This window comes from Streptomyces sp. Y20 (assembly GCF_043195475.1).
In the GTDB taxonomy this organism is placed as follows: Bacteria; Actinomycetota; Actinomycetes; order Streptomycetales; family Streptomycetaceae; genus Streptomyces.
The window spans coordinates 112,004-129,798 of sequence record NZ_JBIDDP010000004.1 but is presented as its reverse complement, the minus strand read 5'-3'; the positions used below and the strand labels follow the sequence as shown (position 1 = coordinate 129,798).

Here is a 17,795-nt window from a genome sequence, read left to right as displayed (position 1 = left end):
CTGTCCTACTCGGACAGCACCGCTTCCGCGTCGAGGGTGACGCCGACGGCCTGCACCACGGAGGCGATCTTGAACGCCTCCTGGACGGTCTCGCGCTCCACGCCGGCCTTGCGCAGCACCTGCTCGTGCGAGTCCAGGCACATGCCGCAGCCGTTGATCGCGGAGACCGCGAAGGACCACAGCTCGAAGTCGACCTTCTCCACGCCCGGGTTGCCGATGACGTTCATCCGCAGGCCCGCGCGCAGGGTGCCGTACTCGTGGTCGGACAGCAGGTGCCGGGTGCGGTAGAAGACGTTGTTCATCGCCATCACCGCGGCGGCGGCCTTGGCGGCCGTGTACGCCTCGGGCGACAGGTTGGCCTTCGCCTCGGGCTCCAGCTCACGCAGCACGATCGGGGAGCGGGAGGCGATGGCGGTGGCCAGCACCGTGCCCCACAGCTGCTGCGCGGGCAGCTCGGAATTGCCGATGACCGAGCCCAGGTTGAGCTTCAGGTCCTTGGCGTAGTCCGGTACCCGGGACTTCAGGGAGTCGAGCGACATGGGTCACTCACCAGCCAGCAGCGCGACCGGGTCAAGGGTCTCCTCGCCCTTGCTCCAGTTGCACGGGCACAGCTCGTCGGTCTGGAGGGCGTCCAGGACCCGCAGGACCTCCTTGGGGTTGCGCCCCACGGAGCCGGCGGTGACCATCGTGAACTGGATCTCGTGGTTGGGGTCGACGATGAAGACGGCACGCTGCGCGAAGCCGTCCTCGCCCTCGATGCCCAGCGCGCGCATCAGCTCGTGCTTGGAGTCGGCCATCATCGGGAACGGCAGGTCGGTCAGGTCCGGGTGGTCCTTGCGCCACGCGTGGTGGACGAACTCGGAGTCACCGGAGAAGCCGAGGATCTGAGCGTCGCGGTCGGCGAACTCGTCGTTCAGCTTCCCGAACGCGGCGATCTCGGTGGGGCACACGAACGTGAAGTCCTTGGGCCACGCGAAGACGACCAGCCACTTGCCCTCGTAGGACTTGTGGTGGATCTGCTCGAACTCCTGACCCTTCTCCAGCGAGACGCAGGAGGTCAGTTCGAACTCGGGGAACTTGTCACCGACAGTGAGCACACGCTCTCCTTGCAGCGAAGAAACTTCCCTTTTGGGGCGTTTCCCATGGGTTGGACGTTATTGATGTTGGCACAGGGTGCATTGATTAGGGAAATAGCTACACTCGGTCGTGTTGATCGGAGGCGGCTATCAGTGACCATCAGTAACGGAACCAAGCGGCGGCAGCCCAGCCTGGCGCAGCTGCGGGCCTTCGCCGCCGTGGCGGAGCACCTGCACTTCCGGGACGCCGCGGCGGCCATCGGAATGAGCCAGCCCGCGCTGTCCGGCGCGGTCTCGGCGCTGGAGGAGACCCTCGGTGTGACCCTCCTCGAGCGTACGACCCGCAAGGTACTGCTCTCGCCCGCGGGGGAGCGGCTGGCCGTACGGGCCAGAGCGGTGCTGGACGCGGTCGGGGCGCTGCTGGAGGAGGCCGAGACGGTCCGGGCGCCCTTCACGGGCGCGCTGCGGCTCGGCGTGATCCCCACGGTCGCGCCGTACCTGCTGCCGGCCGTGCTGCGGCTCGTCCACGAACGCTACCCGCACCTCGACCTCCAGGTGCACGAGGAGCAGACCGCCAGCCTGGTCGACGGCCTGCACTCCGGCCGGCTCGACCTGCTGCTGCTCGCCGTGCCGCTCGGCGTCCCCGGAGTCGTCGAACTGCCCCTCTTCGACGAGGACTTCGTGCTCGTCACCCCGCTCGACCATGCGCTCGGCGGCCGGGAGGGCATTCCGCGCGAGGCGCTGAGGGAGCTGAACCTGCTGCTGCTGGACGAGGGCCACTGCCTGCGCGACCAGGCCCTGGACATCTGCCGGGAGGCCGGGCGCGCGGACGCGCCGGTCACCACCACGGCCGCCGGACTGTCCACGCTGGTGCAGCTGGTGGCGGGCGGCCTGGGCTGCACGCTGCTGCCGCGCACCGCGCAGAAGCTGGAGACCACCCGCAGCAGCCAGCTGCTGACCGGCTACTTCGCCGAGCCCGCCCCCAGCCGCCGCGTCGCCTTCGCGATGCGGGCCGGCGCGGCCCGCGCCGCCGAGTACGAGGAGCTGGCGGCGGCCCTGCGCGAGGCGCTGCGCGCCCTGCCGGTGCGGGTCGTGGACGACGACGCCTGAGACACGCAAGGGCTCCTTCCCCGGGGAACGATCCCCCGGGGAAGGAGCCCTGACGTGTTCCGGCCGCCTACTCCGTCCGCAGCCCCTCCGGCCGCATCAGCCGTGCCAGCGGCGGCAGGCTCAGCAGGGTGACCGTGAGGACCACGGCCGCGCCGACACCGGTCATCGACAGCACGCTCGCCCAGTCGACCGACACCGGCGTGTCCGTCATCCTCAGCAGCACCGCGCCGAGACCCAGACCCACCCCCGAGGCCAGCAGGAGGCCCAGCGTGATGGGCACCGCCGTCTGCCACAGCACCGACAGGCCCAGCGTGCGGCGCCGGGTGCCGAAGGCGACCAGCGACGACAGCAGCTTGCGCCGCTCGCGCAACTGCTCCAGCTGGGAGACCAGCAGGCTGGCCCCGATCAGCGCCAGCACCGCGGCCGCGCCGATGAACAGGCCGGTGCGCAGCGAGGTGTACTTCCGGGACTCCTGGGTCGAGGACCACTCCCAGGCGTTGGCAAGGGGGTCCACCCGCGCGGCCGTGTTCCGCACGTACTCCTCCGCGTCCGGCACCGAGGGGTCGGTGCGGATGTAGACCTCGCTGTACAGCGTCGGGGTGGCCGCGGCGGGCAGGGCGGAGGGGGTGGCCAGCAGGCCGCCGACGCCGGTGTTCAGCGCGTCCTTGCGGACGGTGACCCGCGGCAGTCCGGCCGGCACCGTCCAGGGGATCTCGCGTCCCCGGTCGGCGTCCGAGAAGGTGGGGTCGAGGAAGCCGCGCCCGCCCGACCGGCGCAGGGCGCGCAGGCCCTCGTCGCCGTGGCCGCCTTGCACGCTGAACACGTCGCCGTCCCGGCAGGACGGCAGGTGGGCCAGCTCGCGCAGCGCCGCGCAGTCGCCGACGGTGACGGACGTGGTGTCCTGGGGATCGCGGCGCCGATCGCCGAGCCCGCCGGTGGAGATCGCCATCGCCGCCCTGACGCCCTTGGTGTGCGCGAACTCCCGCCCGGCGGCCCGCGCCGGGGTCCGGCCGGAGAGGTCGACCTCCATCTGCACCCGCCCGGGGTCGCGGCCGGTCTGCTGCGTGTACTGGCCCTCCACGCCCGCGAACAGCATCTGGAGCGCGATCGCCCCGGCCACCGCCACGGCGATGCCGTTGACCATCCGGGCCGCCGAGCCGCTGCTCACCTGGAGCCGCCGCACGGCCAGCTGCCAGGACACCGAGCCCGGGCCGAGCCGGGCCACGACCGCCTCCACCAGCCACGGCAGCAGCGCGGTCACGCCGACGAGCAGCAGCATCACCCCGCCGATGACGAGGTACTGGTTGAAGTCGCCGTGGGAGCGGCCGTTGCCGATCATCGGGTACAGCATCGCCAGGCCCGCCAGCGGCAGCAGCAGCCGCCACCACAGGCGCCGCCGGGCCGGCCTGGCCGCCCGCACCACGCCGAGCGGTTCGACGACCACCCCGCGCATCGCCAGCAGGGTCACGAGCACGGCGGCGGCCGGGACCGCGACCGCCACCACTACGACCAGCGCGGGCGAGGGATTCAGGTAGCTCGGGAAGAAGCTCTCGCCCAGCACCTCGAGGGAGCCGGCCACCTGACGTCCGATCAGGAAGAAGACCGTACCCACGACCAGTCCGAGCAGTGCTCCGGCCAGCGCCTCGCCGGCCGCGATCCGGCGGGTCATCCGGCTGTCGGAGCCCACCAGACGCAGCGCGGCCAGCCGGCGGTCGCGCCGTTCGCCGCCGAACCGTACGGCCGCGGCGATGAACACGGCGACCGGCATCAGCAGCACCACGAACACGACCAGCATCAGCAGGATGAGCACCGGATCGGCCCGCTCGGTCGTCGGGTGAGGATCCCCGAACGCGGTCAGCCGCTGCACCTGCGAGCTGTCCGGTTTCACCGCCAGGCCCTCGGCGCCGGCGTAGTAGGCCAGTTCGCGCGACCCGATCAGCCCGGGCTCGCTGATCGTGCCGGTGATCCGGTACGGGATCCGCTCCCGCAGCAGCTTCGCCCCGTCCGAGGCGAGCAGCTCCTTCAGCGCGGGGGAGGCGGCCATCTCACCCTTCGCCGGGAAGCGGTCCACCCCCGGCGGCAGCGGCGCCCGCGGCCCCTCGGCCTCCAGCAGCCGGCCCCGGATGTCCTTCGTGCGCCACCTGGTGTCGGTGGTGGCCACCAGGACGGTGTGATCGCTCCTGGGCGGGACGGCCGCGTTGAACGTGAGGTCCTGGCGGGCCTCCTCGCGCTGGTGACGCACGGTCAGCACGTTCGGCAGCGCGGTCGTCAGCAGCAGCAGGGCCACGCCCAGGCCGACGCCGACCGCCGTCAGAACCATCCGGACCCATCCCTCGCGTCCGCCGGTGCAGGCGAACCTGACACCCATGCCGAGGTCCCGGGACCACTGCCGCACGTTCATACGGCGCGCTCCATGTCGCGTGACTTCCCGTCGCGTACGACGATCTCCCGGTCGGAGTAGGCGGCCACCCGGGCCTCGTGCGTGACCAGCACGACGGCCGCGTTGGTGGAGCGGGCGGCGTCGGTCAGCAGTTCCATGACGCGCTCGCCGTTGAGGGAGTCCAGCGCGCCGGTCGGTTCGTCGGCGAACAGCACCCGCGGCTGGGTGACCAGCGCCCGCGCGACCGCGACGCGCTGGCCCTGGCCGCCGGAGACCTCGCCGGGCCGCTTGCCCGCGAGCTCGTCGACCTCCAGGCGTTCCATCCAGGTCAGCGCGGCCCGCTCGGCGGCCTTGCGGGAGGTGCCGTTCAGGCGCAGCGGCAGTGCCACGTTCTCCACGCAGGTCAGTTCGGGCACGAGCTGGCCGAACTGGAAGACGAAGCCGAACTCGCTGCGGCGCAGCGCGCTGCGCCGGGCGTCGCTCAGGCCGGCCAGTTCGCGGCCGTCGTAGGTGATGGATCCGGAGTCGGGCGGCACGATGCCGGCGAGGCAGTGCAGCAGCGTCGACTTGCCGGACCCGGACGGGCCCATCACCGCGACGACCTCGCCGGGGTGGATGGAGAATTCGGCGCCGTCGAGCGCGACCGTGGGGCCGTAGGACTTGCGCAGGTTGTCGGCGGCGAGCAGGGAGCCGGGCGGAGGGGTCATCGGGCCACTTCCTCACGGAGCTTGTCCAGGCGGGCCGCGGTCAGCTCCAGCCAGCGCAGGTCGGCCTCCAGGTGGAACAGGGCGTGGTCGCAGATCAGCTGGTCGGCGAGGTCGCCCCGGCGCTTGCGGTCGGTCAGGATCCGCATGCTGCGCAGGTGCTCGGCACGCTGGGTGTCGAGGATGGTGGAGGCGTCCCGGTGGGTGAGGAGGGCGAGGACGACCTTGGTGTAGAGGGTCGACTGGAGGTACTCCTCCGGCTTCTCCGGGGTGGCGAGCCAGTGCTCCACGTCGGTGACGCCGGCGTCGGTGACGGCGTACCGCTTGCGCTCGGGCCCGCCGCCCGCCTCGATCCCGTCGACTTCCACGAGGCCGTGCTTCAGCAGTCGCGACATCGTGGAGTAGACCTGGCCGTAGTGCAGCGGCCGGTCGTGACCGAACTTCTCGTCGAAGGCCCGCTTGAGGTCGTAACCATGGCGCGGGCCGGACTCCAGGAGTCCTAGGAGGGTGTGACCGATGGACATGTCCAGCACTCTACACACGGTGTATACGCGGGATGTATACACCGTGTGGACACGTCGTGGCAGGTGGTACGGCGCCGCAGGTGGGAGCCGATTGTCACGGTTCTGACACAGGCGGTCGGCCCCGGCGGGGCAGCGGCCCGGTGTCCTTGGGCAGCCGTCCGGCGTCGGCCAGCGCCTGGCGCAGCAGGAACTCGATCTGCGCGTTGGCCGACCGCAGTTCGTCCCCGGCCCACCGGGCCAGTGCCTCGTACACCGAGGGGTCCAGCCGCAGCAGCACCTGCTTGCGCTGCCGCGGCCGGCGCTCGGGGGGCCCGGGGGTCCCGGGGGTCTCCGGGGGGTCCGGGGCCGTCGGGTCCGTCACTGGTAGAGCGTTCCGGTGTTGAGGACGGGCTGCGGGGCGCGGTCGCCGCACAGCACCACCATCAGGTTCGACACCATCGCGGCCTTCCGCTCGTCGTCCAGCTCCACGATGTCCGCCTCCGCGATCCGGGCCAGTGCCGCCTCGACCATGCCCACCGCGCCGTCGACGATCTGCCGCCGGGCCGCGACGACCGCTCCCGCCTGCTGCCGCTGGAGCATCGCCGAGGCGATCTCGGGGGCGTACGCGAGATGCGTGAAGCGCGACTCGATGACCCTCACCCCGGCCGCTTCCACCCGTGCCTGGAGTTCGACGGCCAGCTTCTCGGTGATCTCCTCGGCGTTGCCGCGCAGCGACAGGCCGTCCTCCTCGTGGGCGTCGTAGGGGTACTCGATCGCGATGTGCCGCACGGCCGTCTCGGTCTGCGTGGCGACGAACTCGGCGAAGTCGTCCACCTCGAAGGTGGCCTGCGCGGTGTCCTGGACCTTCCAGACCACGACCGCGGCCAGCTCGATCGGGTTGCCGTAGGCGTCGTTGACCTTCAGGACGGCCGTCTCGTGATTGCGCACCCGGGTGGAGATCCGGGTCCGGGAGGTGAAGGGGTTCACCCAGCGCAGGCCGTCCTGCCGGATCGTGCCCCGGTAGCGCCCGAAGAGCTGGACCACCCGGGCCTGGCCCGGCGCCACCGTGTTCAGGCCGCGCATCGCCACGAGGGCCGCCAGGAGGACGAGGGCGCCGGCGGTGATCAGACCGCCGCGGGCGCCGGGGGAGGAGGTCGCTCCGGAGACGGCGAACAGGGCGGCCGCGGCGCCGAGGCCGAGCAGCCCCAGCAGCAGGGCGAGCCCGCCGCCGATGCTGTGGGCAGCGAACTCCCGCACCTTCGGGGCGGGCATCTCGGGGATGTCGGCGGCGGCGGCCGGCTCGGATATGGACACAGGGGACCCCCGGTTGTGGTGGGGCCGGGCAGCGTGTGCGCCCGGCTCTGCTCTATCTAAGTGATATCACTTTTTGCCGCCAGGCAACCCTCCGCCATCGATCCGTCGTCGGTTCCTTGGGGGCGGGTGCTGATTGTCACGTCCGTAAAAGAACGGATCAGACGCCCTTTGTCATATAGAGGGGTGTTAGCTTTCGGAGCTGACCCCGAGACGGAAGCGAGCGTAGGGACCCATGGGACGAGCGGAAGAGAGACGAGCGCGTCAGGGCGGCCACCGCGCGGCGCCCCGGCGCCGCCGCCCCACGCCCGACCCCGCGCCCACCGACTCGACCCGCATAGGGCCCGCCCCCGGCGGCAAGCCCGCCCGGGGCCTCATACGCCGGATATTCACCTGGAAGAAGATCCTCGGGACCTTCTTCGGCATGTGCCTGCTGGTGATCGCGGCCTTCATCGGGCTCTACCTGTACGTGGACATCCCGGCCGGCAACGCCGCCGCCCAGCAGCAGAGCAACGTCTACAAGTTCAGTGACGGCACGATCCTCGCCCGCGACGGACACGTCAACCGCGAGATCGTCAGCCTCGCCAAGGTGCCCCGCAAGGTCCAGCTCACCTTCGTCGCCGCCGAGAACAAGAGCTTCTACCACGACTCCGGCGTCGACTTCCGAGGCACCGCCCGCGCCCTGGTCAACACGCTCTCGGGCAAGGGCAAACAGGGTGGTTCCACGATCACCCAGCAGTACGTCAAGAACTACTACCTCAACCAGGACCAGACCGCCACGCGCAAGCTGAAGGAACTGGTCATCGCGCTGAAGGTGGACCGCGAGAAGTCCAAGGACGACATCCTCGCCGGCTACATCAACACCAGCTACTACGGCCGCAACGCCTACGGCATCCAGGCCGCCGCCCAGGCCTACTACCGCGTCGACGCCCAGGACCTCACCGTCGAGCAGGGCGCCTACCTCGCCGCACTGCTCCAGGCACCGAGCCAGTACGACTGGGCGGTCGCCACACCCACCGGCAAGCGGCTGGTCACCGCGCGCTGGAACTACGTCCTGGACAACATGGTCGAGGAGGGCTGGCTGCCCAAGGCCAAGCGCGCCGCCATGCACTTCCCCGTGCCGAAGGAGCCCAAGGGCGCCCCGGGCCTCGGCGGGCAGAAGGGCTACCTCGTCGAGCTGGCCAACCAGCAGCTGGAGCAGCAGCTCATGACGCAGCAGGGACTCACCCAGTCCCAGGCGGAGAACGCGGTCGTCCACAAGGGCTGGACCATCACCCTCAACGTCGACCGCAAGAAGCAGGCCGCGCTGGAGAGGGCCGTCAAGACCCAGCTGACCGGCAAGCTCGACAAGAAGAAGCGCAAGGTCGACGGCGCCATCCAGGCCGGCGCCGTCTCCGTCGACCCCGCGACGGGCAGGATCGTCGCGCTGTACGGCGGCAAGAACTACTACGACCACTACTTCGACAACGCCACCCGACGCGACTACCAGCCCGCCTCGACGTTCAAGCCGGTCATCCTCGCCGCGGCCCTGGACGGCGCCGCCACCACGCAGGACGGCACGCGGATCAACGCCGACACCCTCTACGACGGCACCAGCCGCCGCCCGGTCGTGGACCACGGCTCCCGCGTCGGCTTCGCCCCGCCCAACGAGGACGACGTCAGCTACGGCAAGATCACCGTCCAGCAGGCCATGAACAAGTCCGTCAACTCCGTCTTCGCGCAGATGGGCGTGGACGTGGGCATGGACAAGGTCATGAGTACGGCCGGCAGGCTCGGCATGGACACCAAGGGCATGCAGGCGGTGCCCGCGCAGACGCTGGGCTCGATGGGCGCCAGTCCGGTGGAGATGGCCGGCATCTACGCCACCTTCGCCAACCACGGCCACAAGGTGACTCCGACGATCATCAAGGCGGCCGAGAACAGGGGCCGTCCGGTCCGGGTGCCGGACCCGCTCGGTGGCCCGGTGATCAGCCGTACGGCCGCCGACACGGTCACCTCGGTGCTCACCGGCGTGGTGGACGACGGCACGGCCAAGCGGTCCGTGGCGGACAACCCGCTGCGCGACGGCCAGCAGGTGGCGGGCAAGACCGGCACCTCCGACGAGAACAAGTCGGCCTGGTTCACCGGCTACACCCCGGACCTCGTCACCTCGGTCGGCCTGTTCGGCGAGGACCCCAGGACGCGGGCCCACGTGTCGATGACGGGTGCGACCGGCCTGCTCCCGGCGCCCGGCCGGATCAACGGCGGCGGCTACCCGGCGCAGATCTGGGCCGCCTACACCTTCGGCGTGACGGACCGGGCCACGTTCGACCTGGAGACCACCCAGGGCGCGGCCGTCGAGCCGACCCCCACGGCGCCGACGTGGACGCCCACCACCCCGACCCGGACGCCGTCGCGGACGCCGAGCAGCGCGCCCCCGACGTCCCCGTCACCGTCGCACAGCCCGTCGCAGACGCCGTCCCAGACCCCGTCGCAGACGCCGTCCGAGACCCCGAGCCAGACGCCGACGAGCCGGCCGCCGACCACCCCCGCCACTCAGGACCCGCTCGACCCCGTCCCCGACGCCGGCCTCGGCCGGTAGCGGCGCGGGACGCACGACGGCGAAGGGCGCCCGGAATCCTCCGGGCGCCCTTCGCCGTCAGCGGCAACCGCGGGGCCTCAGCCCCGGTTCAGCTCGAACCACACCACCTTGCCGGTGCTCAGCCGGGTCGCACCCCAGCGCCGGGCCAGCCTGTTGACCAGGTACAGGCCGCGCCCGTCCTCGTCCGTGGCCCGCGCCTGCCTCAGCCGCGGCAGCTGCGGCACGTCGTCGCCGACCTCGCAGCGCAGCACGTCCGTGCGCAGCAGCCGCAGGGTCACGGGCCGGGACGCGTACCGTACGGCGTTCGTCACGACCTCGCTGACCAGCAACTCCACCGAGTCCGTCAGGTCCTCCAGGTCCCAGCGCGACAGCGCGCGCCGGGCCAGCCGCCGGGCCTGCCCGGGGGCGGAGTCCTCCGGCTGCAGCGTCCAGTACGCGACGTCGCTCGGCGCGATCCCGTCGAAACGGGCGGCGAGCAGCGCGATGTCGTCGTCCCGGTCGCCCGGGCCGAGCATGTCCAGCACCTCGTCGCAGAGCGCTTCCAGCGGCGGCGGATGGTCCGGGCCGGTCAGCTGCGCGGTCGCGGCCAGCTTCTCCCGCAACTGCTCTATGCCGGTCCACACGTCCCGCAGCCGGGACTCCACCAGCCCGTCGGTGTACAGCAGCAGGGTCGCGCCCGCCGGCGCGTCCAGCTCGACCGCCTCGAAGTCCACCCCGCCGACACCGATCGGCGCGCCCGGCGGCACCCGCAGCACCTCGGCGCGCCCGCCCAGGTGCAGCAGCACGGGCGGCGGATGACCGGCGTTGGCGATGGTGATGCGGTGCGTGACCGGGTCGTAGACCGCGTACAGGCAGGTCGCCATGCGGTCGGTGCCCAGCCGCTGCGCCTGCTCGTCCAGGTGGTGCAGCACCTCCTGCGGGGGCAGGTCCAGCCCGGCCAGCGTCTGCGCGGTCGTCCGCAGCTGGCCCATGATGGCCGCCGAGGTCATGGAATGCCCCATCACGTCACCGACGACCAGCGCGACCCGGCTGCCGGGCAGCGGGATCGCGTCGTACCAGTCGCCACCGACCCGCGCGGTCTCCGCCGCCGGCAGATACCGGGAGGCCAGCCGGACACCGGTCGGGCGGGGCAGCGTCTCGGGCAGCATGGTGCGCTGGAGCTCGTCGGCGATGTAGGCCTCACGGCCGTACAGCACCGCCTTGTCGATGCCGAGGGCGCTGTGGGTGGCCAGCTGCGCGGCCACCAGCAGGTCGTCCGTCTCGAACGCGAACCGGTCCGGGCGGCGCAGGAACAGGGCCGCCCCGATCACCCGGCGCCGGCCGCGCAGCGGCGCGAGGATCGCGCGCTGCCCGCCCGGCACGACCGCCTCACCGCCCTCACCGAGCAGTTCCGGCAGCGCGGCCCGGGCCGCGGGGGCGTCCGCGAACACCGGGCGCACGCCGCGCAGCACCTCGTTCAGCGCGCCGCCCGGCCGCACCTCGCACAGCTCGGTGGTCAGCGACGACAGCTCCGCCAGCGCGGTCGGCTCCGGCTCCGGATCGAACGCGGGCGGCAGCAGCGCCCCCTCGGTGTCCCGCTCCTCCGGGATCCGGTCGGTGCGGCGCAGCCGCAGCACCACCGGGCCCGTGGGCCGCTCGTCACCCACCGGCAGCGGGTCGCGCAGATAGACCAGGATGGCGTCGGAGAACGTCGGCACGGTGGCCCGGCACAGACCCATCACGATCTCGTCCAGGTCGAGTCCGCGGGCGATCCGCCGGGTGGCGGCGCCCACGAACCGCAGCCGGTCCCCGTCCCGCCGCATCGGCATCGGCCGCCCCGGCGGCAGCCCCCGTCCGGTACGGCGCTCCTCACCGCCCGGCGTCCGCTCCTGCTCGGCGCCGGGCTGCGCCGGGATGGCCTCCGGCGCGGGCCGCGGGCGATGGGCGCCGGGCTCGGCGGTGGCGGGCTGGGAGTGCTCGGGGCCGTTGACTGGGGGCTCCTTCCCCTTGCCGTCCTGTCCCTTGCCGCAGGGCGTGGCCGTGCCCGCGGCGGGCGGCGATCCGTCGGCCCGGGTCTGCACCGGTAACGCCGGGGCGCCGAGGGGCTCCGGGGAACGCAGGAGTGCCCCGCGGCGCTCCGCGGGGTCGACGCCCGGCTGGGGGCGTTCGAAGGAGGTGGGCTGCTCCGTCACGCGTGTCGCATCCATCCGTCCGGGGCCAAGGGCAGTTGGACCCGCCGAAATTCCGATACCCGCAATACGTGCCCCAGGAACGGAATTCCCGCGTGGTCGGGGGTGGTACCTGTGCCGGCGGCGAGGTCTGCGCGGCCCGCGGCGGTGTCGCCGCAGGTCCTCGCGGTGGTGCCGTGGTGCCCCTCGCTCACGTCCTGCCGCCCCTCGATGACGTTCGGTCAAGCCCGGCGATCGATCCGGGAGTTACTGTGGTGCGCCCTTGCGGAGGACGATCCTACGTTTCTTGCCGGGGGGCGCATCAAGGGTCTCATGAGGACACGTGCGCGGGCGTACGGTCCCAGTCCTCGGGCAGAGAAGGTACCGTCCAGGACGGGTCCGGGCGCCAGTGCTCCCAGCCGTCCGAGAACGGCGCCCCCCAGGCGCGGATCACCTCGACCGCCTGCCGGCCGGCCGCCCGCACCCGCTCGGCGGTCTCCGCGTCCATCAGCCCGTCGCGCTGGGCCTGCGCGAACTCGTCCTCGTCCCGCCAATGCCAACGGCGGTCCGGATGCACGGAGATGTCCAGGAAGTGGTCCTCGGAGTCCACCCCGCGCGCCCAGCGGGCCAGCGGCTGCTCCAGGTTCACGTACCAGTTCTTGAACCGCCAGCCCGGATCCCAGAACAGCCACACCGACCACGGCCGGCCGGGCTGGGCCAGCTTGAGCACGCCCGTGCCGAACCAGCGGTCCCGCTGGACCGTACGCGGCTTGGTGTAGCGGGACTCCAGCGGCTCCAGGTGCACGGGCGTACCGTCCGCCAGAACCGGCTTCACGCACTCGGTGCCGGGGGCCAGCCACACCGCGAGGAGTTCCACGTCGTCCCGTACGACGGTGACGGGCCGGGCGATGTGGACGTGCTCCCCGGCGTTCTCCCGGTACCGCCACAGGATCTGCGTCCCGGGCGCCCAGTACGTCGCAGGTCCCGCCGCCGCTCGTGTCATCGCTCCGTCGTCCGCCATGGACAGATATTAGGTGCCGTGCTCATGTGACGCTGCGGCGCACGTCACGGTGGTACGGCCGTGGCCGGAAAGGCGCGCCCGCGGTCACGGGCGTGTCATCCGCAGGACGTCCAGCGCCTCGTCGAGCTGCTCCAGGGTCAGGTCGCCGCGCTCCACGTACCCGCCCTCCAGGACGACTTCGCGGATCGTCCTGCGTTCGGCGAGGGACTTCTTGGCGACCTTCGCGGCCTCCTCGTAGCCGATGTACTTGTTCAGCGGGGTCACCACGGACGGCGAGGACTCGGCGTACTCACGGGTGCGTTCGCGGTCCGCGGTGATGCCGTCGACCGTCCGGTCGGCCAGCAGCCGCGAGGCGTTGGCGAGCAGCCGGATCGACTCCAGGACGTTCTTGGCGATGACAGGGAGCATCACGTTCAGCTCGAAGTTCCCGGCGGCCCCGGCGGTGGTGATGGTGACGTCGTTGCCGATGACCTGCGCGGCCACCATCAGCACGGCCTCGGGGACGACCGGGTTGACCTTCCCCGGCATGATCGAGGAACCGGGCTGGAGGTCGGGCAGCCGGATCTCGGCGAGACCGGTGCGCGGCCCGGACGCCATCCAGCGCAGATCGTTGGCGATCTTCGTCAGGCCGACCGCGATCGTCCGCAGCTGCCCGCTGGTCTCCACGACCCCGTCCCGGGCGCCCTGCGCCTCGAAGTGGTCACGGGCCTCGGTCAGCGGCAGCCCGGTGACCCGGGCGACCTCCTCGATGACCGCGGCGGAGAAGCCGGGCGGGGTGTTGATGCCGGTGCCGACCGCCGTGCCGCCCAGCGGCAGTTCCGCCAGCCGGGGCAGCGAGGCCCGCAGCCGCTCGACGCCGTACCGCACCTGGGCCGCGTAGCCGCCGAACTCCTGACCGAGCGTCACCGGCGTCGCGTCCATGAGGTGGGTGCGGCCCGACTTCACCACGTCCGCGAACTCCCCGGACTTGCGCTCCAGGGACGCGGCGAGGTGCTCCAGGGCCGGGATCAGGTCATGGGTGACGGCCGAGGTCGCCGCGATGTGCAGGGAGGACGGGAAGACATCGTTGGACGACTGCGAGGCGTTGACGTGGTCGTTGGGGTGCACGTCCCGCCCGAGCCGCTCGCTCGCCAGCGTCGCGACGACCTCGTTGGTGTTCATGTTGGACGAGGTCCCCGAGCCCGTCTGGAAGACGTCCACCGGGAAGTGCTCGTCCCACCGGCCGTCGGCGACCTCCCCGGCCGCCTCCTGGATCGCCTCCGCGACCTCCTTGTCCAGCACACCCAGCTCGGCGTTCACCTTCGCCGCCGCCGCCTTGATGCGGGCCAGCGCCTCGATGTGCGCCCGCTCGATGCGCTGCCCGGAGACCGGGAAATTCTCGACGGCACGCTGGGTCTGCGCCCGCCACTTGGCATGGGCCGGGACCCGGACCTCACCCATCGAGTCGTGCTCGGTCCGATACTGCGGCTCTTCGCTCGTCATCGTCCTACCTCCGCACACGTGAGCAGCTGACGCGGAACCCGTATTCCCCGTCGCCCCACACGAGTACACCCCGCCGGCGGCGACCCCTCCCGTGGGACGCCGTGCGAAACGCGGGAAGCCCCCGGCCGGCGGCCGGAGGCTCCTCGCACGACGCGGTACCGGGTCAGCCGAGGCCGGGCCCGCGCACCGGGATGGACGTGAAGGTCGGCTGCGGCGCCGGGTCCTGGAAGAAGTCGTTGCCCTTGTCGTCCACCACGACGAACGCCGGGAAGTCCTCGACCTCGATCCTCCAGACGGCCTCCATGCCCAGCTCCTCGTACTCCAGGACCTCGACCTTCTTGATGCAGTCCTGGGCGAGGCGGGCGGCGGGGCCGCCGATGGAGCCGAGGTAGAAGCCGCCGTGCGTGTGGCAGGCGTCGGTGACCTGCTTGCTGCGGTTGCCCTTGGCGAGCATCACCTTCGAGCCGCCCGCCGCCTGGAACTGCTCGACGTAGGAGTCCATGCGGCCGGCCGTCGTCGGGCCGAAGGAACCGGAGGCGTAGCCCTCGGGGGTCTTCGCCGGGCCCGCGTAGTACACCGGGTGGTCCTTCAGGTACTGCGGCATCTCCTCGCCCGCGTCCAGCCGCTCCTTGATCTTGGCGTGCGCGATGTCGCGGGCCACGACCAGCGGGCCGGTCAGGGACAGCCGGGTCTTCACCGGGTACTTCGACAGTTCGGCGAGGACCGTGTCCATCGGCTGGTTCAGGTCGATCCGCACGACGTCACCGGCCTCGTCGAGGTGCTCGTCCGTCGTCTCCGGCAGGAAGCGCGCCGGGTCGGTCTCCAGCTGCTCCAGGAAGACGCCCTCGGCGGTGATCTTCGCGACGGCCTGGCGGTCGGCCGAGCAGGAGACGGCGATCGCGACCGGGCAGGACGCGCCGTGCCGGGGCAGGCGGACCACCCGCACGTCGTGGCAGAAGTACTTGCCGCCGAACTGCGCGCCGATGCCGATCCGCTGGGTCAGCTCGAAGACCTTCTCCTCCAGCTCCTTGTCCCGGAAGCCGTGGCCGAGCGGCGAGCCCTCGGTGGGCGCGTTGTCCAGGTAGTGCGCGGAGGCGTACTTCGCGGTCTTCAGCGCGTACTCGGCGCTGGTACCGCCGACGACGATCGCCAGGTGGTACGGCGGACAGGCGGCCGTACCGAGCGAACGGATCTTCTCCTCCAGGAACTTCATCATGGAGGCCTCGTTCAGGACGGCCTTCGTCTCCTGGTACAGGAAGGACTTGTTGGCCGAGCCGCCGCCCTTCGCCATGAACAGGAACTTGTAGGCGCCGCCGTCCGTCGCGTACAGCTCGATCTGGGCGGGCAGGTTGGAGCCGGTGTTCTTCTCCTCCCACATGGTGAGCGGAGCCATCTGCGAGTAGCGCAGGTTCAGCTTCGTGTAGGCGTCGTAGATGCCGTGCGAGAGGTGCTTCTCGTCCTCGCCGCTGGTGAGGACGTTCTGCCCGCGCTTGCCCATGACGATCGCCGTGCCGGTGTCCTGGCACATCGGCAGCACGCCGGCCGCCGCGATGTTCGCGTTCTTCAGCAGGTCCAGCGCCACGAACTTGTCGTTGCCCGACGCCTCGGGGTCGTCGATGATGCGGCGCAGCTGCGCGAGGTGGGCCGGGCGCAGGTAGTGCTGGATGTCGTGGATCGCCTCCTCGGCCAGCTTGCGCAGCGCCTGCGGCTCCACCTTGAGGAACGTCCGCCCGTCGGGCCCCTCCACCGTGGAGACGCCCTCGGACGTCACCAGCCGGTACGGAGTGGTGTCCTCTCCTTGCGGGAGCAGATCGGTGTACGCGAACTCAGGCATCTCTCAGCCCATTCCTCACTCTGACGGACGGCCGCCCGCCGACGCTGGCGGGCCTCACCAGCCTAGGACCTGCCGTCGGCACGGAACCTGTGAGGTGAGGCTCAGCCGCTGTGACGTAACGCTCAGCCGCGGTCACGTACGGCGCAGTCGCGACACACCCGGAGTTGCCCACACCCCTGGTCGCGATCTATCGCGTTTCGGTACGCTGCTGCCGTGGACCTTCAGAAGCAGGCTCAGTCCCGGGACGCCGCGCCGCGCGTGGCCGAGCTGCGCGCCTCGGACGCCGACCGTGACCGCACCGCCGACATTCTCCGCGAGGGCCTCGCGGAGGGCCGGCTGACCGCCGACGAGCACGCCGAGCGCGTGGACGGCGTGCTGCACGCCAAGACGGTGGGTGAGCTGGAGGTCTTCGTCCGGGACCTGCCCGCCGCCCACGAGCGGCTCGCCGCCCCCGCCTACGCCCCCGTGCCCCGCCCCGTGCCGGGCGCGGTACCGGAGGAGGCCGACGCCAGCGTGGTGGCGGTGTTCAGCAGCGCCATGCGCCGGGGCCGCTGGCGTGCGGGGCGCCGGCTGCACGCGTACGCGGTCTTCGGCAGCGTCGAGATCGATCTCAGCGAGGCGATCTTCGAGTACCAGCAGGTGGTGATCAAGGCGGTCTCCGTCTTCGGCGACGTCCAGATCCGCGTCCCGGAGAACGTCTCGCTGCGCGGCACCGGGGGTGGCGTCCTCGGCAACTTCGAGGTGAGCCCGCTCGACTCGGCCGACTCCCGGGCGCCGGTGGTCTACGTCGACGGCTGGGCCGTCCTCGGCAACGTGGAGGCGCGGCCCCGGCGGGGCAGGCGGGTCGCGGACATCCTGGAGCGCGTCCAGGACAAGGTCGACCGCAAGCTCCGCAGACACCTGGGGCATTGACCCGGGGGGCGCGAAGGAGACGCCACGCGCCCGCGGTTGGGAACTCTGTGCATAGGCGCGCGCACAGCGGGTAGGCCTTGCTGCATCGTCTCTCGCTCGCGAAGCCGTCGTCAGGAGTAGACCGTGCTGCAACCGCCGCATTCGTCTCTGCAAGTAGCTGCCGTCCCGGCGCAGCGGCTGCCGGCGCGGGACAGGGACCAAGACGCCGCCTGGCACACCGAGGCGGTGTGCCGGCGCGACGAGGCCGGCCTGTTCTTCGCCCCGTCGAAGGAGCCGACCGCCGCCCGGCTCTCCCGCGAGGACGCGGCCAAGCGCGTCTGCTCCCGCTGCCCGGTCATGGTCGAGTGCCGCGAACACGCACTCCTCCAGCCTGAGCCCTACGGCGTCTGGGGCGGCCTCACGGCGGCCGAACGCCGCGTGGTTCTCGCCCGGCGCCGGCGCCGCGAGATGGACCTCAAGAAGACGGCCCGCCCCGCCCCCAACCGCATAGCAGGCTGACCGCCACCCTCAGGGGCGCCCCCTTCAGCCAGGGGGCGCCTTGTCGTTGCCGCATGCGACGGCTCCGGCTTCGGTGCGGAGCAGGTGCTGTGGGTGGCTGGGCGACGCGGGCGGTGCGTCCCGCCGGGTAAGGGGGCCGGGCCGTGCTGCCAGGCGGTGCGGCGGTGTGCGTCGCGCTGGGGGCATGGGGCCGGCTTGTGCTGTCCCGGCAGGCGGCGGGGCGGGGTGTGTACGTC

Annotated in this window: 15 protein-coding genes; 4 read left to right on the top strand and 11 right to left on the bottom strand. The window is 71.8% G+C overall.

Features of this window, described 5'->3' with window-relative positions; all coding sequences use genetic code 11:
• Positions 1 to 5: 5 nt before the first annotated feature.
• Both ACGFT1_RS11945 and ACGFT1_RS11940 read right to left on the bottom strand, forming a co-directional pair.
• Entirely contained in the window at positions 6 to 539 is a 534-nt protein-coding gene (locus ACGFT1_RS11945) for an alkyl hydroperoxide reductase (RefSeq protein ID WP_356818321.1), read from the bottom strand.
• Positions 540 to 542: 3 nt separating this feature from the next.
• Positions 543 to 1,097: a peroxiredoxin gene (locus ACGFT1_RS11940; protein ID WP_356818320.1), complete on the bottom strand. Its 555-nt coding sequence runs from the start codon at positions 1,095 to 1,097 to the stop codon at positions 543 to 545.
• 132 nt (positions 1,098 to 1,229) lie between these two features.
• Here ACGFT1_RS11940 and ACGFT1_RS11935 point away from each other — a divergent pair, with 132 nt between their 5' ends.
• The gene (locus tag ACGFT1_RS11935; protein WP_373908862.1) at positions 1,230 to 2,186 is read left to right on the top strand and encodes a LysR substrate-binding domain-containing protein; all 957 of its coding nucleotides are present in this window, start codon (positions 1,230 to 1,232) and stop codon (positions 2,184 to 2,186) included.
• Between the two features lie 67 nt (positions 2,187 to 2,253).
• Here the strand turns inward: ACGFT1_RS11935 and ACGFT1_RS11930 are convergent, their stop codons facing one another.
• From ACGFT1_RS11930 to ACGFT1_RS11910, 5 genes are all read right to left on the bottom strand, one after another.
• Positions 2,254 to 4,587, bottom strand: a complete 2,334-nt coding sequence (locus ACGFT1_RS11930) for an ABC transporter permease (protein WP_373908861.1) — start codon at positions 4,585 to 4,587, stop codon at positions 2,254 to 2,256.
• Entirely contained in the window at positions 4,584 to 5,273 is a 690-nt protein-coding gene (locus tag ACGFT1_RS11925) for an ABC transporter ATP-binding protein (RefSeq protein WP_373908860.1), read from the bottom strand. The genes ACGFT1_RS11930 and ACGFT1_RS11925 overlap by 4 nt, the downstream gene beginning before the upstream one ends.
• Positions 5,270 to 5,794 carry a PadR family transcriptional regulator gene (locus ACGFT1_RS11920; RefSeq protein WP_373908859.1) on the bottom strand — a complete coding sequence of 175 codons (525 nt, stop codon included), beginning with the start codon at positions 5,792 to 5,794 and terminating at the stop codon, positions 5,270 to 5,272. Before ACGFT1_RS11920 ends, ACGFT1_RS11925 begins: the two co-directional genes overlap by 4 nt.
• Before the next feature lie 94 nt (positions 5,795 to 5,888).
• On the bottom strand, positions 5,889 to 6,155 hold the full coding sequence (locus ACGFT1_RS11915; protein ID WP_373908858.1) for a hypothetical protein: 267 nt from the start codon (positions 6,153 to 6,155) through the stop codon (positions 5,889 to 5,891).
• Complete coding sequence (locus ACGFT1_RS11910) at positions 6,152 to 7,045, bottom strand: SPFH domain-containing protein (RefSeq protein WP_373909213.1); 894 nt, start codon at positions 7,043 to 7,045, stop codon at positions 6,152 to 6,154. Before ACGFT1_RS11910 ends, ACGFT1_RS11915 begins: the two co-directional genes overlap by 4 nt.
• A gap of 274 nt (positions 7,046 to 7,319) precedes the next feature.
• On the opposite strand from ACGFT1_RS11910, the gene ACGFT1_RS11905 reads away from it, so the two are divergent.
• A complete protein-coding gene (locus ACGFT1_RS11905; protein ID WP_373908857.1) occupies positions 7,320 to 9,665 on the top strand; it encodes a transglycosylase domain-containing protein in 2,346 nt (781 codons plus the stop codon).
• 77 nt (positions 9,666 to 9,742) lie between these two features.
• On the opposite strand, the gene ACGFT1_RS11900 is transcribed toward ACGFT1_RS11905, so the two are convergent.
• The 4 genes from ACGFT1_RS11900 to ACGFT1_RS11885 all read right to left on the bottom strand — a co-directional run bounded on the left by ACGFT1_RS11900 (position 9,743) and on the right by ACGFT1_RS11885 (position 16,149).
• On the bottom strand, positions 9,743 to 11,836 hold the full coding sequence (locus ACGFT1_RS11900) for a SpoIIE family protein phosphatase (RefSeq protein WP_373908856.1): 2,094 nt from the start codon (positions 11,834 to 11,836) through the stop codon (positions 9,743 to 9,745).
• 307 nt (positions 11,837 to 12,143) lie between these two features.
• Positions 12,144 to 12,833: a DUF402 domain-containing protein gene (locus ACGFT1_RS11895; protein WP_373908855.1), complete on the bottom strand. Its 690-nt coding sequence runs from the start codon at positions 12,831 to 12,833 to the stop codon at positions 12,144 to 12,146.
• An 84-nt stretch (positions 12,834 to 12,917) separates the two neighbouring features.
• On the bottom strand, positions 12,918 to 14,315 hold the full coding sequence (locus ACGFT1_RS11890; protein ID WP_373908854.1) for a class II fumarate hydratase: 1,398 nt from the start codon (positions 14,313 to 14,315) through the stop codon (positions 12,918 to 12,920).
• A gap of 163 nt (positions 14,316 to 14,478) precedes the next feature.
• Complete coding sequence (locus ACGFT1_RS11885) at positions 14,479 to 16,149, bottom strand: fumarate hydratase (RefSeq protein ID WP_373908853.1); 1,671 nt, start codon at positions 16,147 to 16,149, stop codon at positions 14,479 to 14,481.
• Between the two features lie 213 nt (positions 16,150 to 16,362).
• Here ACGFT1_RS11885 and ACGFT1_RS11880 point away from each other — a divergent pair, with 213 nt between their 5' ends.
• A complete protein-coding gene (locus ACGFT1_RS11880) occupies positions 16,363 to 17,061 on the top strand; it encodes a DUF1707 domain-containing protein (protein ID WP_373908852.1) in 699 nt (232 codons plus the stop codon).
• A gap of 123 nt (positions 17,062 to 17,184) precedes the next feature.
• Positions 17,185 to 17,559, top strand: a complete 375-nt coding sequence (locus tag ACGFT1_RS11875; RefSeq protein WP_356818300.1) for a WhiB family transcriptional regulator — start codon at positions 17,185 to 17,187, stop codon at positions 17,557 to 17,559.
• The last annotated feature ends 236 nt before the right edge of the window (positions 17,560 to 17,795 follow it).